The organism is Roseateles sp. P4_D2, from assembly GCF_056401875.1.
Window position 1 is genome coordinate 349,079 of sequence record NZ_JBFUIM010000002.1, and the last position, 24,894, is coordinate 373,972.

Annotated in this window: 23 protein-coding genes and 1 pseudogene; 18 read left to right on the top strand and 6 right to left on the bottom strand. The window is 67.0% G+C overall.

Features of this window, described 5'->3' with window-relative positions; genetic code table 11:
* The first annotated feature begins 152 nt into the window (after positions 1–152).
* A complete protein-coding gene (locus AC1DW0_RS05035; protein WP_157280995.1) occupies positions 153–326 on the top strand; it encodes a hypothetical protein in 174 nt (57 codons plus the stop codon).
* Here the strand turns inward: AC1DW0_RS05035 and AC1DW0_RS05040 are convergent, their stop codons facing one another.
* The 4 genes from AC1DW0_RS05040 to AC1DW0_RS05055 are packed head-to-tail and all read right to left on the bottom strand — an operon-like array spanning position 327 to position 3,549.
* Complete coding sequence (locus AC1DW0_RS05040) at positions 327–1,247, bottom strand: SMP-30/gluconolactonase/LRE family protein (protein WP_056191255.1); 921 nt, start codon at positions 1,245–1,247, stop codon at positions 327–329.
* Entirely contained in the window at positions 1,237–1,707 is a 471-nt protein-coding gene (locus AC1DW0_RS05045; RefSeq protein ID WP_056191257.1) for an acyl-CoA thioesterase, read from the bottom strand. The genes AC1DW0_RS05040 and AC1DW0_RS05045 overlap by 11 nt, the downstream gene beginning before the upstream one ends.
* A gap of 16 nt (positions 1,708–1,723) precedes the next feature.
* Positions 1,724–2,785: an aldose epimerase family protein gene (locus AC1DW0_RS05050; protein WP_477945095.1), complete on the bottom strand. Its 1,062-nt coding sequence runs from the start codon at positions 2,783–2,785 to the stop codon at positions 1,724–1,726.
* Complete coding sequence (locus tag AC1DW0_RS05055; protein ID WP_477945096.1) at positions 2,785–3,549, bottom strand: SDR family NAD(P)-dependent oxidoreductase; 765 nt, start codon at positions 3,547–3,549, stop codon at positions 2,785–2,787. Before AC1DW0_RS05055 ends, AC1DW0_RS05050 begins: the two co-directional genes overlap by 1 nt.
* 218 nt (positions 3,550–3,767) lie before the next feature.
* Here AC1DW0_RS05055 and AC1DW0_RS05060 point away from each other — a divergent pair, with 218 nt between their 5' ends.
* From AC1DW0_RS05060 to AC1DW0_RS05140, 17 genes and pseudogenes are all read left to right on the top strand, one after another.
* On the top strand, positions 3,768–4,697 hold the full coding sequence (locus AC1DW0_RS05060; RefSeq protein ID WP_477945097.1) for a dihydrodipicolinate synthase family protein: 930 nt from the start codon (positions 3,768–3,770) through the stop codon (positions 4,695–4,697).
* 75 nt (positions 4,698–4,772) lie between these two features.
* Positions 4,773–5,696: an arabinan endo-1,5-alpha-L-arabinosidase gene (locus AC1DW0_RS05065; protein ID WP_477945098.1), complete on the top strand. Its 924-nt coding sequence runs from the start codon at positions 4,773–4,775 to the stop codon at positions 5,694–5,696.
* A gap of 16 nt (positions 5,697–5,712) precedes the next feature.
* Complete coding sequence (locus AC1DW0_RS05070; protein WP_477945099.1) at positions 5,713–6,804, top strand: ABC transporter ATP-binding protein; 1,092 nt, start codon at positions 5,713–5,715, stop codon at positions 6,802–6,804.
* A complete protein-coding gene (locus tag AC1DW0_RS05075; protein ID WP_477945100.1) occupies positions 6,801–7,688 on the top strand; it encodes a carbohydrate ABC transporter permease in 888 nt (295 codons plus the stop codon). Before AC1DW0_RS05070 ends, AC1DW0_RS05075 begins: the two co-directional genes overlap by 4 nt.
* Positions 7,685–8,521 carry a carbohydrate ABC transporter permease gene (locus AC1DW0_RS05080; RefSeq protein WP_477945101.1) on the top strand — a complete coding sequence of 279 codons (837 nt, stop codon included), beginning with the start codon at positions 7,685–7,687 and terminating at the stop codon, positions 8,519–8,521. The genes AC1DW0_RS05075 and AC1DW0_RS05080 overlap by 4 nt, the downstream gene beginning before the upstream one ends.
* Complete coding sequence (locus AC1DW0_RS05085; RefSeq protein WP_477945102.1) at positions 8,518–9,831, top strand: extracellular solute-binding protein; 1,314 nt, start codon at positions 8,518–8,520, stop codon at positions 9,829–9,831. The genes AC1DW0_RS05080 and AC1DW0_RS05085 overlap by 4 nt, the downstream gene beginning before the upstream one ends.
* On the top strand, positions 9,828–11,354 hold the full coding sequence (gene arfA, locus AC1DW0_RS05090) for an arabinosylfuranosidase ArfA (RefSeq protein WP_477945103.1): 1,527 nt from the start codon (positions 9,828–9,830) through the stop codon (positions 11,352–11,354). Before AC1DW0_RS05085 ends, arfA begins: the two co-directional genes overlap by 4 nt.
* Positions 11,351–12,289 carry a glycoside hydrolase family 43 protein gene (locus AC1DW0_RS05095; protein ID WP_477945104.1) on the top strand — a complete coding sequence of 313 codons (939 nt, stop codon included), beginning with the start codon at positions 11,351–11,353 and terminating at the stop codon, positions 12,287–12,289. Before arfA ends, AC1DW0_RS05095 begins: the two co-directional genes overlap by 4 nt.
* A 7-nt stretch (positions 12,290–12,296) precedes the next feature.
* Complete coding sequence (locus tag AC1DW0_RS05100; RefSeq protein WP_457353502.1) at positions 12,297–14,192, top strand: glycoside hydrolase family 97 protein; 1,896 nt, start codon at positions 12,297–12,299, stop codon at positions 14,190–14,192.
* 29 nt (positions 14,193–14,221) lie between these two features.
* A complete protein-coding gene (locus AC1DW0_RS05105) occupies positions 14,222–14,974 on the top strand; it encodes a FadR/GntR family transcriptional regulator (protein ID WP_457353504.1) in 753 nt (250 codons plus the stop codon).
* A 170-nt stretch (positions 14,975–15,144) separates the two neighbouring features.
* Complete coding sequence (locus AC1DW0_RS05110) at positions 15,145–16,125, top strand: LysR family transcriptional regulator (protein WP_457353506.1); 981 nt, start codon at positions 15,145–15,147, stop codon at positions 16,123–16,125.
* A gap of 118 nt (positions 16,126–16,243) precedes the next feature.
* Complete coding sequence (locus AC1DW0_RS05115) at positions 16,244–16,597, top strand: hypothetical protein (protein WP_457353508.1); 354 nt, start codon at positions 16,244–16,246, stop codon at positions 16,595–16,597.
* A complete protein-coding gene (locus AC1DW0_RS05120; RefSeq protein ID WP_457353510.1) occupies positions 16,594–17,754 on the top strand; it encodes a hypothetical protein in 1,161 nt (386 codons plus the stop codon). The genes AC1DW0_RS05115 and AC1DW0_RS05120 overlap by 4 nt, the downstream gene beginning before the upstream one ends.
* Before the next feature lie 369 nt (positions 17,755–18,123).
* Complete coding sequence (dnaN, locus tag AC1DW0_RS05125; protein WP_457326050.1) at positions 18,124–19,236, top strand: DNA polymerase III subunit beta; 1,113 nt, start codon at positions 18,124–18,126, stop codon at positions 19,234–19,236.
* 109 nt (positions 19,237–19,345) lie between these two features.
* On the top strand, positions 19,346–21,895 hold the full coding sequence (gene gyrB / locus AC1DW0_RS05130; RefSeq protein ID WP_457353512.1) for a DNA topoisomerase (ATP-hydrolyzing) subunit B: 2,550 nt from the start codon (positions 19,346–19,348) through the stop codon (positions 21,893–21,895).
* A gap of 37 nt (positions 21,896–21,932) precedes the next feature.
* On the top strand, positions 21,933–22,247 hold the full coding sequence (locus AC1DW0_RS05135; RefSeq protein WP_477945105.1) for a nucleotidyltransferase family protein: 315 nt from the start codon (positions 21,933–21,935) through the stop codon (positions 22,245–22,247).
* Positions 22,237–22,566, top strand: a pseudogene (locus AC1DW0_RS05140) (HepT-like ribonuclease domain-containing protein). The gene AC1DW0_RS05135 and the pseudogene AC1DW0_RS05140 overlap by 11 nt, the downstream one beginning before the upstream one ends.
* A 209-nt stretch (positions 22,567–22,775) precedes the next feature.
* On the opposite strand, the gene AC1DW0_RS05145 reads toward AC1DW0_RS05140, so the two are convergent.
* Both AC1DW0_RS05145 and AC1DW0_RS05150 read right to left on the bottom strand, forming a co-directional pair.
* Positions 22,776–24,368, bottom strand: a complete 1,593-nt coding sequence (locus tag AC1DW0_RS05145; RefSeq protein ID WP_477945106.1) for a tetratricopeptide repeat-containing sulfotransferase family protein — start codon at positions 24,366–24,368, stop codon at positions 22,776–22,778.
* Positions 24,365–24,502, bottom strand: coding sequence for an adenylyl-sulfate kinase (locus AC1DW0_RS05150; protein ID WP_477945107.1), 138 nt, complete (start codon positions 24,500–24,502; stop codon positions 24,365–24,367). The genes AC1DW0_RS05145 and AC1DW0_RS05150 overlap by 4 nt, the downstream gene beginning before the upstream one ends.
* Between the last annotated feature and the right edge of the window lie 392 nt (positions 24,503–24,894).

Consider the following 24,894-nt stretch of genomic DNA (forward strand, 5'->3'; position numbering starts at 1 on the left):
GTCTGACGAAGGTCTAAAAGCTGGGCTTCAGGATCTAAGCGAGTCATCCGATCGCGATCCTTATGCGTTCTTGACTCGAGGGAACCAAGCTTGATACCGGCTTGGTACCCCGCTACCCAGAGTGGCACAGTCCCGATGCACGAGGAGCTCGCATGCGACCCCTTCAACACGTCAGCGTCACAACCGAAGCCGCGCAGCACCGGCCTAAACCACAGGCCAAGCCCGTCGCACTTGTTCCGCCGCGCGACGAGATGTGGCGCTCGCGTCGCGTGCTGTCGGGGTCCGACTGGATGGACGCCTGGGTGCAGAAACCCGGCAAGCGGTGATCAGGCGTCGTTGAACAGCGGGTCGGGCAGGTAGAGGCCGGGCTCAATGGTCATGCCGAACAGGCTGCCCGACAGCGGGCGGGCCATCAGGTCGGCGGTGCTGAGGCCTTCGCGGGCCGTCGTGACGAGGATCTGGTCACCGGCCGGGCCGCCAAACGCGGGGCAGGTGACATTGCTGACTGGCACCGAATAGCGCCCCAGCAGCCGGCCGTCGGGCGCGTAGCGGGCCACCGCCGCGTTGCCCCACTCGGCATTCCACAAACAACCCTTGGCATCGATGACGGAACCGTCCGGCCAGCAGTTGTCGTCGAATTCCTTCCTCGCGAACAGGCGCGGCTCGCTGACCTGGGCGCTGTCCGCGTCGTAGTCGCAGACCATCATGCGAGGGGTGGTCGTGTCGCAGTAGTGCATGCGCTTGCCGTTGGGGCTGAAGCAGATGCTGTTGGAGATGCCCACGCCGTCCAGCGCCAGCCGGCGCAGGCCATGGGCCAGCGAGTACTGGTAGAAGCTGCCGATGCGCTGGCGCGGATTCGCTTCGTCCAGCGTGCCGAAGACAAAATTGCCACTGCGGTCGCAGCGGCCGTCGTTGGCGCGCGTGGTGGGCAGGTGGGCTTCCAGTGGCGTGAGGGTCTCGGGCTCGGCAGCGATGCTGCCGGTGGCCTGCAGGTCGGGTAGCGTCAGGCGCGCGAGGCGCTTGGCCATGGCCAGGATGATGGCGCCGGAGCGGCCATGCACGAAGCTGCCCACGCGCTCGGGCAGGCGCACCTGCAGCGTGGCGCTGTCGCCCGGGGTCCAGGCGTAGATGCAGGCGCCTTCGATATCGGTCCACCACCAGCGGCCACTCGCGGCATGCCATTGGATGCCTTCGCCAAGGTTGTTGGCCAGGGCAAGGGCGAGGGCGAAAGGGTGTTCAGCTTGCATCGGGTGAGGCTTCCAGGCTTGCGCGAGCCTGCTTGCGGGCGAGGGCCGCCGCGTGGCGGCGGCGCTCGTCGGGAGTGAAGGGGCGCAGCGGCGCCACGGCCACCGGCTTGTTGTCGTCGCCCACGGCCACCATCGTGAAGTAGCAGCTGTTGACGTGGCGCGTCTCCTGCGTGCGGATGTTCTCGGCCACGACCTTGATGCCGACTTCCATCGACGAGGTGCCGGTCATGTTGACGCTGGCCAGGAAGGTGACCAGCTCACCGACGTGGATAGCCTGGCGGAATATCACCCGGTCCACCGACAGCGTCACGACATAGCGGCCGGCATAGCGGCTGGCGCAGGCATAGGCGACCTGGTCGAGCAGCTTGAGGATGTTGCCGCCATGGACATTGCCGGCGAAGTTGGCGGTGTCCGGCGTCATCAGCACCGTCATCGTCAGTTGGTGGGCGGGCAGGTCCATGGCGTTCTCTTAGCGGTCAGGAGAAGCGATGGATTGTGGTGCTGCGCCACACCTCGCCGGGCCTCAGCACGGTGGTGGGCCAGGCGCTGCTGGCTTCGTGGTGCGGTGAGTCGGGGTTGTGCTGGGTCTCCAGGCACAGGCCGTCGCCCTGGCGGTAGATGCGTCCGCAGGGACCGCACAGGCTGCCGTCGAGGAAATTGCCGGAATAGAACTGGATCGCCGGCTCGCTGGTCAGCATGTCCATGCGGCGGCCGGAGTGGGGGTCTTCCAGCGTGGCGGCGGGGCGCAGGCCGTCGGCATCCAGCTCGCCGTCGAGCAACCAGTTGTGGTCATAGCCCTTGGCGCGCAGCAGCTGCGGGTACGCCTGGCGGATGCGGGCGACGATGGCGGTGGGCGAGCGGAAGTCGAAGGGCGTGCCCTCGACCGCGGCGTGGCGCTGCGGGATCAGGTGCTCATTGACCTCGCTGTAACGCGAGGCGGGAATGCACAGGCGGTGGCGCAGCGCGCTGCCCTCGCCGGCCAGGTTGAAGTAGTTGTGATGCGTCAGGTTGACGACGGTGGCGCGGTCGGTCGTGGCTTCGTAGTCGATGCGCCAGCTGTTGTCCGTCGCGCTCAGCGAATAGCGCACGCTGACCTTGAGCTCGCCGGGGAAGCCCTGATCGCCGTGCGGGCTGGTGAGGGTGAACAGCAGTGCCTCGGCCTCGCCGGCGCGGGGCTCGACGGGCTCGGCAGCCCACAGCCGGTGGCCGAAGCCCTCGGTGCCGCCGTGCAGGCAGTTGGGGCCGTTGTTGCGGGACAGCGTGTGGGTTTCGCCGTCCAGCTCGAAGCTGGCGCCGGCGATGCGATTGCCGTAGCGGCCGACGATGGCGCCGAAGAAGGGGTTGCGGAGGGCGTAGTCGGTGAGGTTGTCGAAGCCGAGCACGATGTTGTCGATGCGGCCCTCCCGATCCGGCACCCACAGGCCGGTGACGATGCCGCCCAGCGTGATGGCCGTCAGCGCCAGGCCCAGTCCGTTGGTCAGCGTGTATTCATGCACCGGCCGGCCGTCGGCCAGCACGCCGTAGTCGCGGCGCTGCATCACGCCCACCCGCCGTCGACGATGAAGTCCTGCGCCGTGCACATGGCGCTGTCGTCGGCCGCCAGGAACAGCGCCATGCTGGCGATGTGCTGGGGCATCAGCGGCGCGTCGATGCACTGGCCCTTGGCGATCTCGACCTTGGTCTCTTCGGTGACCCAGAGCTTCAATTGCTTCTCGGTCATGACCCAGCCCGGCACCAGCGTGTTGACGCGGATCTTGTGCGGGCCAAGGTCGCGTGCCAGGCAGCGCGTCAGGCCCTGCGCCGCCGCCTTGCTCGCCGTGTACGCCGGCATGCCGCCCTGCTTGAGCATCCAGCTGATGGAGCCGAAGTTGATGATGGAACCAAAGCCCGCCGCCTTCATGTCCGCCAGCACGGCTTGCGCAGTAAAGAACTGGTGCTTGATGTTGACGGCCACGCTGGCGTCCCAGAACTCGGGCGTCGTCTCTTCGACGGCGTGGCGCTTGTCGTTGGCGGCGTTGTTGAGCAGCACCGTGAACGGGCCGCTGCGCTCGCGCAACCCGGCGATGGCCCCGCGCAGGGAATCGACGTTGGACAGGTCCGCCGCCATGAACTGAGGCGCGTGGCGCGAACCAGCCAAGCGGGCCGCGAGCGCGTTGCCCTCGTCGGCGGCCAGGTCGATGAAGGCCACCTTGGCGCCCTGTTCGGCAAACGTCTCCACCAGCGTTTCACCGATGCCGGTGGCCCCGCCGGTGATCAGGACGCCGCGGTCCTGGAGGCTGGGGTAGCGGGCGTAAGAACTCATCAGACTGTCTCCTGCGATAGGCGGCCCGGCTGCTTTGGCCGGGCGGTAGATGGATTATTAGTCATACTATTTTGTTTGCAAAGCCGGCGAATTTCGGGTTAACCCCGATAATCAAGGGTAAATAGTCATACTTTAATGAGAGGCATTGCCGGCGATGACAGCCAGCCTTGCGCCGCCAGCCGGCGCTTGAACCAACTTCAGAGACAAGGGCCCGCACCATGAGCGCCTCCACCAGTCGTCCTTATCGCGGCGTCTTCCCCGTCGTACCGACCATCTTCCACGCCGACGGCACGCTGGACGTTCCCGGCCAGCTGCGCTGCGTCGACTTCATGATCGACGCCGGCTCCACGGGCCTGTGCATCCTCGCCAACTTCTCCGAACAGTTCGTGCTGTCGGATGCCGAGCGCGAAACGCTGACGCGGGCCATCCTGGCGCACGTGGCCGGCCGCGTGCCGGTCATCGTCACGACGACGCATTACTCCACGCAGATCTGCATCGAGCGCAGTCGCCTCGCGCAGGACCTCGGCGCAGCCATGGTCATGGTCATGCCGCCCTACCACGGCGCCACCTTCCGCGTGTCGGAAGGCCAGATCGAGGGCTTCTACCAGCGCCTGTCTGACGCGATCGGCATTCCCATCATGATCCAGGACGCCCCGGTGGCGGGCACGCCGCTGTCGGTGCCTTTCCTGGCGCGCATGGCGCAGAACATCGCCAACGTGAAGTACTTCAAGCTGGAGATGCCGCAGGCCGCCAGCAAGATGCGCGAGCTGATCCGCGTCGGCGGCGCGGCCATCGAAGGCCCGTGGGATGGCGAGGAAGCCATCACGCTGCTGGCCGACCTGGACGCCGGCGCCACCGGTGCGATGACGGGCGGCGGCTTCCCCGACGGCATCCGCAAGATCTTCGACGCCTTCCATGCCGGCGACCGCGAGGAAGCCGTGGCCCAGTACGGCCGCTGGCTGCCGCTGATCAACTACGAGAACCGCCAGGGCGGCATCCTGACCGCCAAGGCGCTGATGAAGGAAGGCGGCGTCATCAAGAGCGATGCGCCGCGCCACCCCTTCCCCGAGATGAGCCCCGAAGTGCGCGCCGGCCTTCTCGACGCCGCCAAGCGACTCGACCCCCTCGTGCTCCGCTGGGGCAAGTAGCCCAACCCGACCGGCTGCGCCGCACGATGGTCGGCGTCCCGCGCCGCCGAGCTTCGGCGTACGGAGATGCATGTGATGCGATTGCTCCTGATCCTGTGTTCCGCGTGGCTCCTTGCTGGCGGTGCGTGGGCATGGGAGCCGCAGGGCGACACGGGCGCGCATGACCCGACGCTGCTGATCCAGGGCGACCGCTGGTTCGTCTTCACGACCGGCCGTGGCCTGCAGCGGCTGGCGTCTGATGATGCCGGCACGACCTGGCGCCGCCTGGCGCCCCTGTTCGGCGAGCCACCCGCCTGGTGGGCCGACGCGGTGCCCGAGCACAAGGGCCCGGACGTGTGGGCGCCCAAGCTCTTCCAGCATCGCGGCCGCACCTGGGTTCTGTATTCCATCTCCACCTTCGGCAAGAACCGCTCGGCCATCGGCCTGGCCAGCAGCGACAAGCCCGACGGCGACTGGCGCGATGAGGGCCTGGTCGTGCAGAGCCGCGCCGAGGACGGCTTCAACGCCATCGACCCCGACCTCTTCATCGACGCGGACGGGCGCCTGTGGCTGAGCTACGGCTCCTTCTGGGGCGGTATCCGCCTGACCGAACTGGGTGCCGACACGCTGCGCCCCATCGGCGAGACGCGCTTCATCGCCCGCCGCAAGGGCGGCATCGAGGCGCCGACGATGGTTCGCCACGGCGACTGGGTCTATCTGTTCGCCTCCTACGACCTGTGCTGCCGCGGCGCGCAGAGCACCTACAACATCCGCGTCGGCCGCGCTCGCAACGTGACAGGCCCGTACCTCGATCGCGATGGCAAGGACCTGATGGATGCGGGCGGCACAGTGCTGCTCTCGAGCGGCACGCGCTGGAAGGGTCCGGGCCACCAGGACATCGTCGGCGACTGGCTGGTCCATCACGCCTACGACACCGAGCGCGGCGGCAAGCCGCATCTGCGCATCAAGCGCCTGAGCTGGTCCGACGATGGCTGGCCCGTGATCCCCCAAGAAGAATGAACCGGAGACACCCAACGTGGCTGGCCTGAAGTTGGAGAACGTCTGCAAGCGCTACGGCGCGGTGCAGGTCATCGAGAACCTGTCGTTGGACGTGGCCGAAGGCGAGTTCGTCGTCTTCCTTGGCCCCTCGGGCTGCGGCAAGACCAGCCTGCTGCGCATGGTCGCGGGGCTGGAGGAAGTCAGCGGCGGGCGCATCCTGATCGGCGACCGCGACGTCACCGTCGCCCCGCCGGGGCAGCGCAACCTGGCCATGGTGTTCCAGCACTACGCGCTGTACCCGCACATGAGCGTGCGCGAGAACCTGGCGTTTGGCCTGAAGAACATCGGCATCCCTGCCGACGAGATCACCAGGCGCATCCAGGAGTCGGCCCGCATGCTGGAGTTGGACACGCTGCTGGAGCGCAAGCCGGGGCAGTTGTCGGGCGGCCAGCGCCAGCGCGTCGCCATCGGCCGCGCGGTCGTCAAGGAGCCGGGCATCTTCCTGTTCGACGAGCCGCTGTCCAACCTCGACGCGGCGCTGCGTGGGCGCACGCGGCTGGAGCTGGCGCAGCTGCACCAGCGTCTGGGCGCGACGATGGTGTTCGTCACGCACGACCAGATCGAGGCCATGACGCTGGCCACGCGCATCGTCGTCATGAAGGGCGGCGCCATTGAGCAGGTAGCAACGCCGGCAGAGCTTTACCGACGGCCAGCCACGCGCTTCGTGGCCAGCTTCATCGGCACGCCGGGCATGGGCTTTGTGCCGGTGCAACGGGCACCGGACGACCGTGGGCGTGCTGTGGTCACGGTGCCGGGTGGGCATTGGTTGACAACGCGTGTTGCGGCCGACGGCCTGCCTTCACAGGGCTTGGTGCTGGGCGTGCGGCCCGAGAACCTGCGCGTCGCCGACCAGGGCCCGCTGCGCGGCCGCGTCGAGCTGGTCGAGTTCCTCGGCGAGCGCACGCTGGCGCATCTGAAGCTCGAAGGTGGCAGCCCGTTGATCGTCACGGTGCCGGCCGGCACCTCGCCCAAGCTGGGCAGCTACGTCGCCGTCAGCGTGGATGTGGCCGAGGCGCATCTCTTTGACGAGAGCGGGCGTGCGCATCATGCGCAGGAGTCACTGGCATGACCGCCGCCGTCGGGCTGCGCGCCTCGCGTCCGGCCTACGCCCTCTTCGTGCTGCCCTTCGTGGCGTTCTACGCGCTGCTGCTGCTGTGGCCACTCGCCAAGGGCGTATGGATCAGCTTCCACGACCACGACCTGCTGTCCAACGACAGCTTCTGGGTGGCCTTAAGCAACTACCAGGAGCTGTGGGGTGACGAGGTCTTCCACCAGGTCGTCTGGAACACCCTCCGCTTCGTGCTCATCAGCACGCCCATCTTCGTCGTGCTGTCGCTGATGCTGGCGCTGGCGCTGAACCGCTCCGGCAAGCTGGCCACCTTTCTGCGCGCCACCTTCTTCTGCGCCTCGGTGTTTTCGGTCACGCTGATCACGCTGGTGTGGAAGCTGGCGCTGATGCCCGAACGCGGCCTGATCGCGCAGTTCTTCAATGCGATGGGCCTGCCCGAACTGCCGCTGCTGACCAGCGACAACCTCGCGCTGCTGACCGTGGCGCTGGTGACCGTGTGGTGGATCATCGGCCTGCCGATGATCATGTTCCTGTCGGCGCTGCAGCAGATCCCGTCGGACATCTACGAGGCTGCGGCGCTGGACAACACGCCGCGCTGGCGCGTGCTGACCCACATCACGCTGCCCAGCCTCAAGCGCGCCATCATCCTCGTCGCGCTGATCGAGGTGATCCGCCAGTTCCAGGTCTTCCCGCAGATCATGCTGATGACCAACGGCGGGCCCAACAACACGACGCGCTCCGTCGTGCAGTTCATCTACGAGCAGGCCTTCATGCAGCTCTCGCTGGGCTACGCCACCGCCGCGTCGCAGGTATTGCTGGCCATCATGCTCATCGGCGTGTCCACGCAGCTCTGGCTGGAACGTGACCGCGGAGGTCAACGATGAACCCCTTGCTTCGCCGCGGCTGGTTCGACCGTGCCGTCATGGCCGCACTGACGCTGCTGGCCCTCGTCTGGATGGCGCCGCTGCTGTGGGTGCTGGCCCTGTCCTTCAAGCCCAACGAGTTCCTGCTGACGCGCACCGACGTCTTCCTCGCGCCGCCCTACACGCTCGCCAACTACCTGGACATCCTGCAGACCTCGCAGGTGTTCCGCTGGCTGGGCAACAGCGCCCTCGTCGCGCTGCTGCAGACCGTCGGCGTGCTGGTGCTGTCGTCGCTGGCCGGCTACGGCTTTGCGCGCTGCGAGTTCCCAGGCCGCAAATGGTTGTTCGCCTTGGTCATGTTCGGCCTGGCCGTGCCGGCGCAGTCGGTCTTCATCCCGTTGCACCGCTTGTTCTCGGACTGGAACCTGCAGAACACGATTGCCGGCCTGACGCTGCCCGGCCTGGCCGCGCCCTTCGGCGTCTACCTGATGACGCAGTACTTCAAGGCCATCCCTGCCGAACTGGAAGAGGCCGCGCTGCTGGACAACGCGTCGCGCTTCAAGACCTTCCTGACCATCATCCTGCCGCTGACGTTGCCGGCGCAGGCCACGCTCGGCATCTTCACCTTCCTGGGCTGCTGGAACGACTACCTCTGGCCGCTGGTCATCGCGACGCAGCCGGATATGTACACGCTGACCCGCGGGCTGGCGTCCACGCAGACCAACTTCGCGCAGTCGGAAGGCCTGGGCTTCCTGATGGCGCAGGCCGTGTTCGCGGGCATGCCGGCGCTGATGCTGTATCTCTTCTTCCAACGCCATCTGGTGACGGCCGTCGCAGGGACGGGCAAGTCATGAAGCGCCTGCTCGTGTGTGCGGTCGTCGCGCTGCTCGCCGCCTGCGGCGCCAGCAAGGACAACTCGGGCAAGACCGAGATCACGCTGATGCGCTTCTTCGGCAGCTGCGAGGCGCAATACGGCCAGGTCGTGAAGACGGCCGACGGCGTCGGCGAATGCGGCATCGTCACGGCGCTGGTCAACGAGTTCAACGCGACCAACACCGACGGCATTGTCGTCAAGACGCAGATCGGCGAGTGGGGGCCCTACTACGACCAGCTCACCGCCCGCCTCGTCTCCAAGGACATCCCGACCATCGCCGTCATGCACGAGTCGGCCCTGGGCGACTACGTGCGCCGCAAGCTGGTGCTGCCGCTGGACGAAGACTTCAAGCGCGCGGGCGTGCCGGTGGACGATTTCACCGAGCACGCGCGCCGCGGCACCACGTTCAACGGCCAGACCTATGCGCTGCCCTTCGACACCTGGGCCTGGCTCTGGCACATCAACACCGGCTTGATGAAGAAGGCCGGGCTCGATGCGCTTCCGCGTTCACCCGAAGAGCTGCTGGCACAGGCGCGGCAGTTCAAGCAGAAGACCGGCAAGCCTTATTTCGCCTGGGCCGTGGCCAATGAGACGGCGGCGAACGACCGCACCTTCCTGACGCTCGTCGCGCAGCAGAACGCCCAGCTGTTCTCCGCCGACGGCAAGACCATCAACATGCACCAGCCCGCCGTCGTCAACGCGCTGACGCTGATGCAGACGCTGTACCGCGAAGGCCATGTGCGGCCCAACCTCGACTACGCCGCGGCCAACCAGGCTTTCCTGAACGGCGAGGCGGGCGTCGTGGTCGTCGGCACCTGGACCATCGACCAGTTCCTGCGCGAGTCGCAAAAGCCGGAGTCCAAGCTCCAGGGCGCGTACACGGTGAAGCCCTTTCCGCAGCTGTACGACAAGCCCGCCGTGTTCGCCGACGGCCACTCCTGGGCGCTGTTCAAGGGCGGTGCCAAGGATGCCAAGGCCCACGAGGCGGCGTCCAAGTTCCTGAAGTTCGTCTGGGACCACAGCGCCGAGTGGTCGCGCACGGGTCACCTGCCCGTCAGCAAGACCGTGGCGCAAAGTGACGGCTTCCGCGCGCTGCCGTTGCGCGCGGCGCTGACCGAGATCACGCAGACCGGCGTCGGCATGCCCGGCAACGTGCCGACGCAGCGCGGCATCGAGCTGCTGATCGGCGAGGACGTGGCCAACGTGATGATCTCGGGCAAGCCGGTCGACGAGGTGCAGGCCAGCGTCGAGAAGCGCGTCAACAAAGCCTTGAAGAAAGCCCGCCGATGACGTTTGAAGCCAAGCTCACCGTCGACCGCGACTTCGACCTCGCGCCACTGGACCGCCGCCTGTTCGGTGTGTTCGTCGAGCACCTGGGCCGCTGTGTCTACAACGGCATCCATGAACCGACGCACCCGACCGCCGACGAGCATGGCTTTCGCGGCGACGTGGCCGAGCTGACGAAGGAGCTGGGCGCCACCATCGTGCGCTACCCCGGCGGCAACTTCATGTCGGGCTACAACTGGGAAGACGGCGTCGGCCCGAAGGAGCAGCGCCCGCGCCGGCTGGACCTGGCCTGGTTCTCGACCGAGACCAACCAGGTCGGCACGCATGAGTTCATGCACTGGTGCCGCAAGGTGGGCATCGAGCCGATGTTCGGCGTCAACCTCGGCACGCGCGGGCCGGACGAGGCGCGCCACTACCTCGAATACTGCAACCACCCCGACGGCACCGCGCTGTCGGACCTGCGCCGCTCGCATGGCGCCGAGGACGCTTTCGGCATCAAGTTCTGGTGCCTGGGCAACGAGATGGATGGCCCCTGGCAGATCTGCCAGAAAACGCCCGACGAGTACGGCCGCATCGCCAAGGAGACCGCCAAGCTGATGCGCTGGGTGGACCCGAGCATCGAGCTGGCCGCCTGCGGCTCGTCGGCCTACGACATGCCGACCTACGGCGCCTGGGAAGACCGCGTGCTGGAGCATTGCTTCGAGTTCGTGGACTACCTGTCGCTGCACAGCTACTTCGTGAAGCCCCCCGCGGACACCAGCACCGAGAGCTTCTTCGCGCAGATCGAGACGAATGCGCGCTACATCGAGGACACCGTCGCGATTGCCGATTCGGTCGCCACGCGCAAGCGGTCGACGAAGCGGCTGAAGCTGTCCTTCGACGAGTGGAACGTCTGGTACCGCGCCCGCCACGGCGAGCACCTCAAGCAAGCAGGCTGGCCCGAGGCGCCGCGGCTGCTGGAAGAGGTCTACACGGCGGAGGACGCGCTGCTCATCGGCGGCATGCTGACGATGTTCATGAACCATGCGGACCGGCTCAAGGTCGCCTGCATGGCGCAGCTGTGCAACGTCATCGCGCCCATCATGACCGAGCCCGGTGGCGCGGCCTGGCGGCAGACGATCTTCCACCCCTTCGCACAGGCCGCGCGCTGGGCCCGGGGCCAGGTGCTGCGGCCGGTCATCCGGTCGCCGGGCTATGCCAACGCCCGTCACGGCGAGTTGCCCTATCTGTGCGCCAGCGTCGTCGATGACGCGGCCACGGGCCGCACCGCCGTCTTCTTGCTAAACCGCCACCTGAGCGAAGAGATGGACCTGTCCATCACGCTGCGCGGCCTGGGCGTTGAACGCCAGCTCGTGCAGGCCGAGCAGCTGCATTCGGCTGACCTGAATGCCACCAACACCGCCGACGCGCCCGACCGCGTCGCGCCCCAAGCTCTGGATGGCATCGCCATCGACGGCGAGCACCTGCGCGTCAAGCTCAAGCCCGCCTCCTGGAATGTCATCGTCACCCAAGCCGTTCGCACATGAACTGGAACAACCCTCTCGTCGAACAGCGCGCCGACCCGCAGATCAGCCTGGTCGACGGTCGCTACTGGTTCACCGCCTCGGTGCCCAGCTACGACGCCATCGAGATCCGTGCCGCTGACAGCATCGCCGACCTCTCGACCGCTACGCCCAAGGCCATCTGGCACAAGCACGACAGCGGCCCGATGAGCTTCCACGTCTGGGCGCCGGAGCTGCACCGCATCGCCGGCCGCTGGTACGTCTACTTCGCTGCGGCTGAGCGCGACGACATCTGGAAGCTGCGCATGTACGTGCTGGAGTGCCAGGGCGACGACCCGCTGGCTGACGCCTGGGTGGAGCGCGGCCAGATCGTGACGCCCGAGGAAGGTTTCTCGCTGGACGCGACGCCCTTCGAGCACAACGGCCGCCGCTACCTCTGCTGGGCGCAGAAGAGCCCGCCGATGGAAAGCAATCTCTACCTCGCCGAGATGGCCAACCCGTGGACCTTGAAGTCCGAACCCGTCGTCATCACGCGGCCCGACCTGGCCTGGGAGCGCATCGGCTTTCACGTCAACGAGGGCCCGGCTGTGCTGAAGCGCAACGGCCGCATCTTCATCGTCTACTCGGCGGCGGCGACCGACGCGAACTACTGCATGGGCCTGTTGTGGGCCGACGAGAACGCCGATCTGCTGGACGCCAAGAGCTGGAGCAAGTCGCCCACCCCGGTCTTCACGACCGACGAATCTGTGAGCCAGTTCGGCCCTGGCCACAACAGCTTCACGACGACACCCGACGGCAGGACCGACCTGCTGGTCTACCACGCCCGCAATTACCGCGACATCGTCGGCGACCCGCTGAACGACCCCAACCGCCACACGCGTGCGCAGGCCTTTGGCTGGCGCGACGACGGCTTCCCCGACTTCGGCGCACCCGTCGCCGATGGCCTTTACTCAATCTGAGATCGATATGCGCCTCATCGCTTCGTTCATGCTCGCCATCCCTGCGCTCGCCCAGGCCTTGAACAGCCCCGACGGCCAGCTCCAGGTCGACGTGTCGGTCAACGCCGAGCAGCAGCTCGTCTACACGGTGCAGCGCGCCGGCCAACCCGTGCTGCTGCCGTCACGGCTGGGCCTGGTGCTGGAGCAGGGCGATTTCGCCAACGGCCTCAAGCTCGTAGCCACGTCGAAGGTGAAACCGCACCGCGAGCAGTACACACTGGCCGCCGGCAAGAAGAGCCGCGTGGACTACCGGGCCAACGAGCAGCGTTTCACCGTCGCCAACTCCGCCGGCCAAAGGCTTATCCTGACCCTGCGCGCCTCCAACGACGGCCTGGCGCTGCGCTACACGGTGGACGGCCCCGGCCGCAAGCAGTTCAAGGACGAACTGACCAGCTTCGCCTTCGCGCCCGATGCGCGCGCCTGGCTGCAGCCCATGGCGACCGCCAAGTCGGGCTACAAGCGCGTGAACCCGTCTTATGAAGAGCACTACCAGATGGGCATCGCCGTCGGCACGCCGTCGCCCATGCCGGCTGGCTGGATTTTCCCGGCGCTGTTCCGCAGCGGCGCCAATTGGGTGGCGTTGACCGAAGCCGGCATGGACGGCCGCTTCCACGCGTCGCGCCTGCAAGCCGACTCGACCGGCGGCACCTACCGCATCGGTCTGCCCGACCCGAGCGAGGTCTTCACCGGCGGCCACCTGCTGGCGCAAGTCGATGGGCCGCTGACCACGCCCTGGCGCGTGCTCGCCATCGGCCCGCTGAAGACGGTCATGGAGTCCACCCTCGGCACCGATCTCGCCGCCCCCGCCGTACCCTTCGACAAGGCCAGGCTCAAGCCCGGCCATGCGTCCTGGAGCTGGGCGCTGCTGAAGGACGAGGCCACCGTCTTCGAGGTGCAGAAGCGCTTCATCGACTACGCCGCCGACATGGGCTGGAACTACACGCTTGTCGACGCCGAGTGGGACCGCCAGATCGGCGACGCCAAGATGAAGGCGCTGGCCGACTACGGCCGGACCAAGGGCGTCGGCCTGCTGGCTTGGTACAACTCCGCGGGCGACTGGAACGACACCCCGCAGACGCCTCGCAGCATGCTGCTGACGCGCGCCGACCGGCAGCGCGAGTTCGCGCGCATGAAGGCCATCGGGGTGAAGGGCTTGAAGGTGGACTTCTTCGGTGGCGACGGCGCCTCCATGCAGGCCTACTACGTCGATCTGCTGAAGGAGTCCGCGGCGGCTGGCCTGCTGATGAACTTCCACGGCGCCACGCTGCCGCGCGGCTGGAGCCGCACCTATCCCCACCTGATGACGGTGGAAGCGGTGCGCGGCCTGGAGTTCACGACCTTCACGCAGGAAGACCAGGACGCCGTCGTCACGCACGCCGCGATGCTGCCGTTCACGCGCAACCTCTTCGACCCCATGGACTTCACGCCCATGGTGTTCGGCGACGTCCCCAACATCAAGCGCGCCACGCGCAACGGCTTCGAGCTGGCCGAGAGCGTGCTGTTCCTGTCGGGCATCCAGCATTTCGCCGAGACGCCCGAGGGCATGGCCACCGTGCCAGCCTATGTGAAGGGCCTGCTGCGCGAGCTGCCTCGCCACTGGGACGAGGTGCGCTTCCTGGACGGCGAGCCGGGCAAGTTCGTCGTCATTGCCCGCCGCGCCGGCAAGCAGTGGTTCGTCGCCGGCCTGAACGCCGACGAGCAGCCGCGCGAGATTTCGCTGGACCTGGGCTGGCTGGGCCGGGCCGAGGGCCAGCTCATCACCGACGGCGCCGGCGAGCGCGAGTTTGCTGAAAGCAAGCTCGCCGCACCGGCGGCCAAGCTGACGCTGGCACCCAAGGGCGGCTTTGTCGCGCGCTTTCGATAATGAAGGCTTTAGCAATCGGCCTGGCGTCCATGCGAACCCGAGCAGACCACTCCACCTACAGCGCCCAGACCGAGGGCAAGAGCCAGCACGGCCGCATCGTCAGCGAGCTGGGGCTGTCCATCGTCGGCGGCGAACTGCAGCCCGGCGACAAGCTGCCGCCCGAGGCCCAGCTGCTGGAGCGCTACGAGATCAGCCGCCCCGTGCTGCGCGAGGCCGTGCGCGTGCTCGTCGCCAAGGGCCTGGTGGTGTCGCGCCAGCGCGCCGGCGCCATCGTGCGGCCGCGCAACGAGTGGCATCTGCTGGACCCCGACGTGCTGTACTGGCTGATCCAGTCCCGCCCGCAGCGCGACTTTGTGCAGACGTTGCTGGAAGTGCGCCAGATCTTCGAACCCGCCGCCGCCGCACTGGCTGCCCGCGCCGCGACGGACGAGCAGCTCGCATCCATCGCCACCGCCTACGCAGGCATGGCGGCTGCCAGGACGACGGAGGAGCTGCTGGAGCCCGACCTGGCCTTTCACCGCCGCATTGCCGAAGCCACGGGCAACGACCTGCTGGCCTACATTGGCAACATGCTGTCGCTGGCGCTGCGCGAGTCCATCACGCTGTCCAGCCAGCTGCCCAACACGCACGAGCTCTCGCTGCCGCGCCACAAGGCCATCCTGACCGCGCTGCAGGCCCGCGACCCGCTCGGCGCCCGTCAGGCGACGCTGGTGCAGCTGGACGAAACGGGCGACGACATCAACAGCGTCTTGGCCAACGACGGCAGAGTCAATCTTGCGTGACATGAAGCCCCTCGCCCAAGGCGTACCTTGGCCGGTCCCCCGCGGGGACGGCGATGCTTGCCGGATTGACCGGCAAGCACATCGCCAGATCGGGCCGGCTAGGGAGCGGCCCGGCGCTCGGCCCGACGCAATGCACTACAGCCGCCGCGAACGTGGAATGGACGACTGACATGGCCCGCCAAGATGACGATGACAGCGGCGGCCTGACCGACGCCAGCCCCAACCCCAACTGGTTCCTGCGTGCGCGCCTGAAGACGCGCCAGCTGCTGCTGCTGATTGCGCTCGACGATGAGCGCAACATCCACCGCGCCGCCGAGGTCCTCTGCATGACCCAGCCGGCCGCGTCCAAGCAGCTCAAGGACCTGGAGGACATGCTGGACGTGAAGCTCTTCGAGCGCCACCCGCGCGGCATGGAGCCCACGCTCTACGGCGAAACCATGATCCGCCACGCCCGCATGGCGCTGACGTCGCTGTCCGCCGCGCACGACGACATCGTGTCGCTGAAGAACGGCCTCGCCGGCCAGGTCGAGGTGGGCGTCATCATGACGCCGGCCATGGGCCTGCTGCCCCGCGCCATCTCGCGAATCAAGCTGCAGGCGCCCAAGCTGCGTATCGGCGTGCACATGGAGAGCAGCAAGCAGCTGGTGGACATGCTGCAGCGGGGCAAGCTCGATTTCATGATCGGCCGCATCGTCGAAGAGCAAAACGCCGCCGGCCTGCACTATGAGGAGCTGACGGTCGAGCCCGCCTGCGCCGTGGCGCGCGTGGGCCACCCGCTGCTGAAGGAAGACAACCTCAAGCTCGCCCACCTGGCCGACCAGCCCTGGATCCTGCCGCCCACGGGCAGCGTGCTGCGCCACCGCTGGGAGCTGATGTTCCGCCGCGCCGAGCTGGAGCCGCCGGCCAACAACGTCGACACCACGGCCCTGTTGCTCATCACGGCGCTGCTGCAGCAGACCGACTCCTTGCACGTGATGCCCGTGGAGGTGGCGCGCTATTACGCGTCGCTGAACGTGCTGGCCATCCTGCCCATCGACCTGCCCTGTCACATGGACGCCTTCGGCATCATCACCCGCGAGGGGCACCTGATGTCCCCGGGGGCGCGCCAGCTGCTGCATGAGGTCCGGTCGGCGGCACGGGATTTGTACTGATTGGCGCTTCGCGCCCAGGCGCCCGCATCCACTAAGTTCCGGCGCGCACCACAGATCTGAGGATGACGTCCTCAGGGGCTGAACGCAGCATGGCCGCCACCCACTGATGGAGGCCCCCATGCTTAGACAGTCCGCATCTCCCGTCGAATTCGAATTCAGTCGCTCAGGCGGCACCATCGTTCTGGCCCAGCTCGACATCTGGCAGCCTGGCGCCAACGACTGGACGCTGGTCGCGACCCAGCCTTTCAGCAAGGCCAAGCGTCCGAGTGAGAGCGTCGCTCTGAAACTGCCCAAAGGCAGCTACACGTGCGTCTTCCAGTGCTTCGTGCAGGAGTCTCTCAACGGTAAGTACGGCTTCACGTTCGCCGTGGCGGGCCAAGACACCTATGCCGACGGCGGTGACGTGAACACCACAGCGGCAAAGGACGACACCAAGGCGTTCAAGGACCAATTTATCCTGGAGGTCGCATGAACCCCTCCGCGCGCTTCATGGTGCTGCCCGGCCTGCTGCTTTCGGTCGCTGTAGCGCAGGCTGAAACGGCACAGCAGGAGATCTTCAGCAAAGGCGGTGCGACATGGGCCAGCCTCACCGAAGACACTGGTGCCGGCGCAGTGGCCGCAGCGGGCATGCTGGGCATGGCAGGCGACTCCGTTGCTACTGTGGAAAACGTCAAAGGTCTCGTGGCATCGCTGAAGGGGCTCAACGTCGGAGGTAGCAAAGGCGCGCTGGCCCTTGGCATCACCCCGGCACGTACGTCGTTCGCGCCGATGAACCTCAGCACCTACGCCGGGTACGGCAGCCTTAACGCGACCGTGGCCCGCATCCTGGGGTCAACCACGGTGGGATATGCCCAGGGGCAGAGCCAAGTATCGGCAGTGGACTATGACCGCCGGGCGCTGTCTGTGCAGACCACTTGGTTTCTGCGTGCGAGTGACGATCCGGTGCTGGCTGTGGCTGAAGCGGCGGAATCGTGCAAGGTCTTCGATTCGAGCAAGCCGAAGCCAGCTGCGCCAACGGCCGTGACGCCCGGCCCGGCAGGTGCCGCCGCCAAACCGGCTGAGGTCGATCCTGCCGAATCGAAGGCCCGGTTCGCGGATTGCACGAAAAAAGCGATAGCTAACTTGCGATGGAACCGCTCGCTCGCTTCTTTGTCGGTTGCACGAGGTTGGATACGTCGCAGCGACGGCAGCGCCCCTGAACTCTCTATGGGCACCGCCCTGACTGCCAACTTGACGCTGGGCTTCAACCCCGCCGTCGGCTGGTTTGACCAAGGCCTCGCGCTGACTCTGGGCTATCGCCATACACGCAATGAACCTGTGCTCGCGACATTGGCAAATGCCGCTCCGGAACGGCGCCGTACCCAGCTTGCACTTGTTCGCGTGACAGGAGGCAGCGACGAGTCGAGGTTGTTCGCCGAGTTGAGCAATGCCCGGCGGGAGAAGGTGACCGAGAGCCAGCGGGCCTTCAAATATGCGGTGGGTATCGATACCCGATTGATGCCGGATGTGTGGCTCAACCTGCGACTCGGCAAGCAGCGGACCATCACCGGAGAGAAGCTGGAGACCGCCAGTCTGCTTTCGCTCAGCTGGAGCCCCAAGGCATTGATGAACGTCGGCACGGGGCCTTGACCTGCGCAAAGCCCGTTTCGGGCTTTGCGCGCATGAGACGCTGCACGGTCGTTGCTGAAAGACCAAGGCGCCTGCAAGTGCGTTCGTGGCGGTCGCGCGACCCAGCGGCGCTACCGCTTGGCCCGTACGGCCAGCCTGCACGGGAATTTCTCCAAGAAAAGGCAGGTTCGGCCGCCAACTCACGCAATTTAGTTCCGAGTCAGCCCGCGCTGCTCAGCCGGGCGACTCCGCCTCCGGGTTGTCCCGTAGCCTCCGAGACAGCCCTCTCGGCCGGCCGGGCACCGTTTCCGGGCGACAATCGCAGCTTCGCGCGCGCGTTGTGCTTGGGCGCGCCGAAACTGCCCCCCAGAGATCCCCCAAGAGGCCTCCATGATCGTTTTGAAAGCTCCCCAGGATCAGGTGCTCGGCGCGCTGCAAGCGGTGTCCGGCATCGTCGAGCGGCGCCACACGCTGCCCATCCTGGCCAATGTGCTGATCCGCAAGACCGGCAACCAGGTGGAGCTCACAACCAGCGACCTCGAGATCCAGGTGCGCACCACCGTGCAATTCGACGGCGACACCGGCAACCTGCAAACCACCGTCGGCGCCCGCAAGCTGATCGACATCCTGCGCTCCATGCCGGCCGACCAGGTCGTCAGCCTGACCAGCAACGCCAACAAGATGACCCTGCAGGGCGGCAAGAGTCGCTTCACGCTGCAGACCCTGCCGGCCGACGACTTCCCCCTGGTGCAGGAAGCCGCCGACTTCGGCCCCGCTTTCAGCGTGCCGCAAAAGGCGCTCAAGGGCCTGATCAACCAGGTCCACTTCGCCATGGCGGTGCATGACATCCGCTACTACCTCAACGGCATCCTGTTCGTCGCCGAAGGCAAGAACCTGACGCTGGTGGCCACCGACGGCCACCGCCTGGCGCTGGCCCAGGCCGAGCTGGACACCGACATCCCCAAGCAGGAAGTCATCCTGCCGCGCAAGACCGTGCTGGAACTGCAGCGCCTCTTGAAGGACGGCAAGGAAGATGACGCCATCGAGATGCGCTTTGCCGGCAACCAGGCCAAGTTCTCTTTCAGCGGCATGGAGTTCGTCACCAAGCTGGTCGAGGGCAAGTTCCCCGACTACAACCGCGTCATCCCCAAGAGCCACAAGTTCCGCCTGACGCTGGGCCGCGCGCCGCTGCTGTCCAGCCTGCAGCGCGCTGCCATCCTGACCAGCGAGAAGTTCAAGGCCGTGCGCCTGACCTTCGAGCCGGGCCTGCTGTCCATCGCGTCCAGCAACGCCGAGCAGGAAGAAGCCAAGGAAGAGATCGAGATCGACTACGCCGGCGACAAGATCGAAACCGGCTTCAACGTCACCTACCTGATGGATGCCCTGGCCAACATGAGCCAGGACATGGTCTGTATCGACCTGAACGACAGCGCCAGCAGCGCGCTGCTGACCATCCCCGACACCACCGGCTTCAAGTACGTGGTCATGCCTATGAGGATCTAGCGATCCTCATAGGCACGTGTGCCTGAATGTGGCGCACCCCCTGCCCCCGCCAAGCGGGGGTTCTAGCCAGACAGCAGTAGCGGCCGCTTGCGGCCTTGAGTACCTTCCAATGAGTGATGTTTCCAGCAGTGCCGACCACCCCGATGGCCTGAACGCCAACCAGCAGGCGGCCGCCGCGGCCGAGGCCAAGTCGGGCGCCGTGTACGACGCCGATTCCATCCAGATCCTGGAAGGCCTGGAAGCCGTGCGCAAGCGCCCCGGCATGTACATCGGCGACACCTCCGACGGCACCGGCCTGCACCACCTCGTGTTCGAAGTGGTGGACAACTCCATCGACGAGGCCCTGGCCGGCCACTGCGACGACATCGTCGTCACCATCCACACCGACAACTCCATCTCCGTCATCGACAACGGCCGCGGCATCCCCACCGGCGTCAAGATGGACGACAAGCACGAGCCCAAGCGCTCGGCCGCCGAGATCGCGCTGACCGAGCTGCACGCCGGCGGCAAGTTCAACCAGAACAGCTACAAGGTCTCGGGCGGCCTGCACGGCGTGGGCGTGTCCTGCGTCAACGGCCTGTCCAAGTTCCTGCGCCTGACCGTGCGCCAGAACGGCAAGGTGCACTTCATGGAGTTCGCCAAGGGCATCCCGCAGGACCGCGAGATCGTCATGGTCAACGGCTTCGAAACCAGCCCGATGAAGGTCATCGGCGAGACCGACAAGCGCGGCACGGAAGTCCACTTCCTGCCCGACACCGAGATCTTCAAAGAGAACAACGACTACCACTACGACATCCTCGCCAAGCGCCTGCGCGAGCTCTCGTTCCTGAACAACGGCGTCAAGATCCGCCTCGTCGACGAGCGCAACAACAAGGAAGACAACTTCGCCTATGCCGGCGGCGTGAAGGGCTTCGTCGAGTTCATCAACAAGGGCAAGACCACTCTGCACCCGAACATCTTCCACGCCCAGGGCGACAAGATGAGCGACCAGCAGACCAACATCGGCGTCGAAGTGGCGATGCAGTGGAACGACGGCTTCAACGAGAACGTCCTCTGCTTCACCAACAACATCCCGCAGCGCGACGGCGGCACCCACTTGACCGGCCTGCGCGCTGCGATGACCCGCGTCATCAACAAATACATCGACGACAACGAGCTGGCCAAGAAGGCCAAGGTCGAAGTCGCCGGTGACGACATGCGCGAAGGCCTCGCGTGCGTCGTCAGCGTCAAGGTGCCCGAGCCCAAGTTCAGCTCGCAGACGAAAGACAAGCTCGTCAGCTCGGAAGTGCGCGGCCCGGTGGAAGACATCGTCTCCCGCCTGCTGACCGACTATCTGCTCGAGAACCCCACCGACGCCAAGATCATCTGCGGCAAGATCCTCGACGCCGCCCGCGCCCGCGAAGCCGCCCGCAAGGCCCGCGAGATGACGCGCCGCAAGGGCGTGCTCGACGGCCTGGGCCTGCCCGGCAAGCTGGCCGACTGCCAGGAAAAAGACCCGGCGCTGTGCGAGATTTACATCGTCGAGGGCGACTCCGCCGGCGGCTCCGCCAAGCAGGGCCGCGACCGCAAGTTCCAGGCCATCCTGCCCCTGCGCGGCAAGATCCTGAACGTCGAGAAGGCCCGCTACGAGAAGCTGCTGACCAGCAATGAAATCCTGACGCTGATCACCGCCCTGGGTACCGGCATCGGCCGCGGCGCTGGCGGCGACGACTTCAACCCCGACAAGCTCCGCTACCACCGCATCATCATCATGACCGACGCGGACGTGGACGGCGCCCACATCCGCACCCTGCTGCTGACCTTCTTCTACCGCCAGATGCCCGAGCTCTGCGAGCGCGGCCACATCTACATCGCCCAGCCGCCGCTGTACAAGGTCAAGGTCGGCAAGCACGAGCAGTACCTGAAGGACGCGCCCGAGCTCGACAGCTTCCTGCTCAAGGTCGCGCTGCAGGACGCGAGCCTGGACACCGGCACCGGCAACACCCTCAAGGGCGACACCCTCGACACGCTGGCCCGCAAATACGTGGCCGCGCAGTCCGTCATCGCGCGCCTGTCCAACTGGATGGACATCGAGGCCCTGCACGTGCTGGCCAACGGCCTGGCTCTCAAGCTTGACACCCACGAGGACGCCGACGCCAGCGCCGCCAGCCTCAAGGGCCTGCTGCACGACGCGCTGGTGACGGTGGAGACCGACCCGCGCACCGACAAGTTCTTCCTGAAGATCGCCCGCACCCACCACGGCAACGTGCGCGCCAGCGTCATCCATGCCGACTTCGTGCACGGTGCCGATTACGAAGTGCTGGCCGACGCCGGCCTGAGCTTCCAAGGCCTCATCCAGGCCGGCGCCATCGTGCGCAAGGGCGAGGGCGAGAAGGCCAAGGAAAGCAAGGTCGACGACTTCCGCGCCGCGATGGCCTGGCTCATGCTGCAGGCTGAAAGCGCCGTCGGCCGCCAGCGCTACAAGGGCCTGGGCGAGATGAACCCCGAACAGCTCTGGGAAACGACCATGGACCCCACCGTGCGCCGCCTGCTGCGCGTGCAGATCGACGACGCCATCGAGGCGGACAAGGTCTTCACGATGCTGATGGGCGACGAGGTGGAGCCGCGGCGCGACTTCATTGAGACCAACGCCTTGCGCGCTGGCAACATCGACGTTTGACGTTGACGCGGCCCCGCGCAACGGCTTGAATCCGCTCATGCAAGTCCCGGCCCTTGTCACCGAGCGGAGCGAAGCCATTGCAGCGCTTTGCAAGCAAGCCCATGCGCGGCGGCTGGACCTGTTCGGATCAGCGGTCCGGGAGGACTTCGACGCCAGGTCCAGCGATCTCGACTTCCTCGTCGTGTTCGAAGACCTCCCGCCCGTGCGTTATGCCGAGGCGTTCTTCGGGCTGAAGCAGGGGTTGGAGCGGCTGTTCGCCCGGCCCGTCGACTTGGTCGTGGAGCGAGCGATCCGCAACCCGTATTTCAAGCAACGGGTCAGCGCCGAACGACAGTTGGTCTATGGCGCCTGATCTGCGCAAGTACATCTGGGACGCGAAGGAAGCTGCCGCGCGTGCGCTGCGATTCACTGCCGGCAAATCTCTTGACGACTACCTGGGTGATGAGCTGCTGCGCTCCGCCGTCGAGCGTCAATTCCTGATCCTTGGCGAGGCCCTGGGGCGGGTGCGTCAGTTGGACCCCAACCTGGCGTCACGCATCGCCGATCTGAACTAGGCCGTGGCCCTTCGCAACCAGTTGGCGCACGGCTACGCGGAGATCGATGACGCCATCGTTTGGGGTGTCGTTGCCGGGCCGCTGGAGCAGATGCTCAGCGAGCTTGAATCGCTTTGATTTGCGGCAGGGCTTGCCTCGGGTCCATCGGGGATAAATCGTTGCTCATTGGGCGACGATCGTTGCCACGCCATTACATGTCGATTTAATGCCATTAAATCGACATCTAAGGGCTCTCATGTCGACGCAAGCCCGGTGCGCCGACACGAACGTGAGGCGCATCCCCTGAGCGTCAGGCGCTGGGACGTCGTCGGCGGTGGCCGGGCCGGTCACTCCCCTGTCGCGGCGAAACGATCGCGCAGCGGGTCGAGCAGCGGACCGTAGCGCTGCCCCGGCGTCGACGCGGCGCGCATCGGCTGGCGCACCTGCAGCGCGCTCGGCGTGCGGATCGCACGCGCCGTCTCGTGAAAGCGCAGGCAGGCCGGCTCGAAGTCGAGGCCGCAGGCGGCGAGCAGCGCGTGGATGCCGGCGTTCGGGTCGGCGACGAGGTCCTCGTACCGTTGCACGACGAAGCGGCCCGGGTACCGCTCGGCCCAGAAGCGGGCGAGCGCTTCGTAGGCGCGCCAGTACGCCGCGAGCCCGTCGAAACTGTACGTGAAGTGCACCATGCCCGGCCCGAAGAGCTGCTTGTAGCAGGACCACGCGGTCTCCACCGGGTCGCGGCGGCAGTCGATGATGCGAGCCCCGGGCAGCATGCGCATCACGGCGCCGGCATAGAGCCAGTTCTCGGGCAGCTTGTCGGTGGCGATTGGCTTGCCGGTGCGCCAGCGCGCGCTCGCCCGCAAGTAGGCGTCGCCGAGCCGCCGCCAGTCAGCGTCGCTGGCATCGGCGGCCCAGGCCGGGAACGGCTTGCCGCGCCGGCGAGATTCGGCGTCGAGCAGCTGCGGCAGGTACGGCAGCTCGCTCGCGCCTTCGACCTGCGAGTGGCTCGCGAGGATCTGCTCGACAAGCGTCGTCCCCGACCGCGGCAGCCCGACGAGGAAGATGACCTCGCGCCCCGGCCCGTCCTGCGGCGGCGGCGGCGCGCCGGCGAACGCGGCGCGGATCGCGTCGACGTGGCGCGCGAACGCCGCGGTGTCCCACGGCCGCGACGCGCGCGCCGCATCGTTCGCCGCGCACAGGACCCGGAACGCGTCGGCGTGCCGGCCCGCGTTCTCCAGCCCGTGGCCGAGGGCGAAGCGCAGGAACAGCCGCTCCTCCGCCGGCATCGTCGCCGGCGGCGCGGCGGCCTTCGCCTCGAGCTGCGCCAGCTCGTCGGCGGTCATCGGCACGACCTTCAGGTCGGCCAGCGTGAACCACGCGTGCGCGACCAGCTCGCCGCGCGCGATCAGGTGCCGGCAATCCGCGGCCGCGACATCGCCATGGCCGAGCGCCGTGGCGCAGCGTGCGCGTTGCAGCCGGGCGAGCGGCGCCGCCGGGTCAAGCGCGACGGCGCGCTGCACGGCGTCGTACGCCGCCGCCGGCTCGCCGGCGTTGTCGTGCTCGAACGACAGCGCCAGCCAGTCGGCCGATGTCGTCGCGTGTGCCTCGCCTTCGCGCAGCGTCGCGACCACCGCAGCGTGGTCGTGCGCGTGCTCCTGCGCGGCCGCGAGCTGCGAGCGGAGGTCGAAGTCCCCGGGCCGCTGCGCGAGCGCCCGCGCGAGGTCCTGCGTTGCGCCTTCCCAGTCGTCGTCGCCCGCGCGGCAGACCGCGCGCAGGCGCAAGACCTCCGGGTGCTCCGGCGCGCTGCGCGCCAGATCGAGCAGCAGCACCGCTGCGTACATGCGGTCGCCTGCCTGCAGCGCCTGCGTGGCGCGGGCCAGCTGCTGCACGTCGGCAGGCTTCAGCCCCTGCAGCGGATCGCTCGACACGGGGCGCTTCATGCCAGTCTCGCGACGAGACGCGCCGCCTGTGCGATCGTGGACTTGCCGGCGCCGGGCAGGCCGGTCAGCCAGAGCACTGCGGCGCGTGGCAACGGTTTGCCGCCGCGTTCATCGGGAACGGGTCGTGAAATCATGCGGCGGATTGTGGCGCCGCGCGCGGCGGGCTCGGCGGCTGTCGCCGCGATGCGTCTCCCGCGCGCCAGCGATGCTGTCTGTTGGCGCCGACGCCATCTTGATCCTCGGTGCCGAGAAGGCGATGAACCGACGCTTGTCCGGATTCACGTTTGCAAGCAAAGACCTGGAGCAGTTGCGTTGGGTCGGTGGGCCGTCGGCACAACGGGCTGAAGTGGGTCACTCTGGAGTCGGCGGCAACGGTCATGACCCGCTCCTGCTGCGGTGGCACTCACGCACGCCCGTCGCAGCAACTGTGGCGCTGCCATAGGCCAGTCCCACCAACTTCGTCCCGAACGCCAAATCGGCTCTGGCGCCAAGCGGACTTCTTCCTAAGTAAGGCCGCCATGCAGCG

Coding starts and splice junctions, on each gene's coding strand:
- AC1DW0_RS05055 (WP_477945096.1), bottom strand. CDS start 3,549: ATGAGTTCTTACGCCCGCTACCCCAGCCTCCAGGACCGCGGCGTCCTG.
- AC1DW0_RS05095 (WP_477945104.1), top strand. CDS start 11,351: ATGAACTGGAACAACCCTCTCGTCGAACAGCGCGCCGACCCGCAGATC.
- AC1DW0_RS05080 (WP_477945101.1), top strand. CDS start 7,685: ATGAACCCCTTGCTTCGCCGCGGCTGGTTCGACCGTGCCGTCATGGCC.
- AC1DW0_RS05105 (WP_457353504.1), top strand. CDS start 14,222: ATGCGAACCCGAGCAGACCACTCCACCTACAGCGCCCAGACCGAGGGC.
- arfA (WP_477945103.1), top strand. CDS start 9,828: ATGACGTTTGAAGCCAAGCTCACCGTCGACCGCGACTTCGACCTCGCG.
- AC1DW0_RS05040 (WP_056191255.1), bottom strand. CDS start 1,247: ATGCAAGCTGAACACCCTTTCGCCCTCGCCCTTGCCCTGGCCAACAAC.
- AC1DW0_RS05075 (WP_477945100.1), top strand. CDS start 6,801: ATGACCGCCGCCGTCGGGCTGCGCGCCTCGCGTCCGGCCTACGCCCTC.
- gyrB (WP_457353512.1), top strand. CDS start 19,346: ATGAGTGATGTTTCCAGCAGTGCCGACCACCCCGATGGCCTGAACGCC.
- AC1DW0_RS05050 (WP_477945095.1), bottom strand. CDS start 2,785: ATGCAGCGCCGCGACTACGGCGTGCTGGCCGACGGCCGGCCGGTGCAT.
- AC1DW0_RS05100 (WP_457353502.1), top strand. CDS start 12,297: ATGCGCCTCATCGCTTCGTTCATGCTCGCCATCCCTGCGCTCGCCCAG.
- AC1DW0_RS05115 (WP_457353508.1), top strand. CDS start 16,244: ATGCTTAGACAGTCCGCATCTCCCGTCGAATTCGAATTCAGTCGCTCA.
- dnaN (WP_457326050.1), top strand. CDS start 18,124: ATGATCGTTTTGAAAGCTCCCCAGGATCAGGTGCTCGGCGCGCTGCAA.
- AC1DW0_RS05035 (WP_157280995.1), top strand. CDS start 153: ATGCGACCCCTTCAACACGTCAGCGTCACAACCGAAGCCGCGCAGCAC.
- AC1DW0_RS05120 (WP_457353510.1), top strand. CDS start 16,594: ATGAACCCCTCCGCGCGCTTCATGGTGCTGCCCGGCCTGCTGCTTTCG.
- AC1DW0_RS05060 (WP_477945097.1), top strand. CDS start 3,768: ATGAGCGCCTCCACCAGTCGTCCTTATCGCGGCGTCTTCCCCGTCGTA.
- AC1DW0_RS05065 (WP_477945098.1), top strand. CDS start 4,773: ATGCGATTGCTCCTGATCCTGTGTTCCGCGTGGCTCCTTGCTGGCGGT.
- AC1DW0_RS05045 (WP_056191257.1), bottom strand. CDS start 1,707: ATGGACCTGCCCGCCCACCAACTGACGATGACGGTGCTGATGACGCCG.
- AC1DW0_RS05145 (WP_477945106.1), bottom strand. CDS start 24,368: ATGAAGCGCCCCGTGTCGAGCGATCCGCTGCAGGGGCTGAAGCCTGCC.
- AC1DW0_RS05110 (WP_457353506.1), top strand. CDS start 15,145: ATGGCCCGCCAAGATGACGATGACAGCGGCGGCCTGACCGACGCCAGC.
- AC1DW0_RS05150 (WP_477945107.1), bottom strand. CDS start 24,502: ATGATTTCACGACCCGTTCCCGATGAACGCGGCGGCAAACCGTTGCCA.
- AC1DW0_RS05085 (WP_477945102.1), top strand. CDS start 8,518: ATGAAGCGCCTGCTCGTGTGTGCGGTCGTCGCGCTGCTCGCCGCCTGC.
- AC1DW0_RS05135 (WP_477945105.1), top strand. CDS start 21,933: ATGCAAGTCCCGGCCCTTGTCACCGAGCGGAGCGAAGCCATTGCAGCG.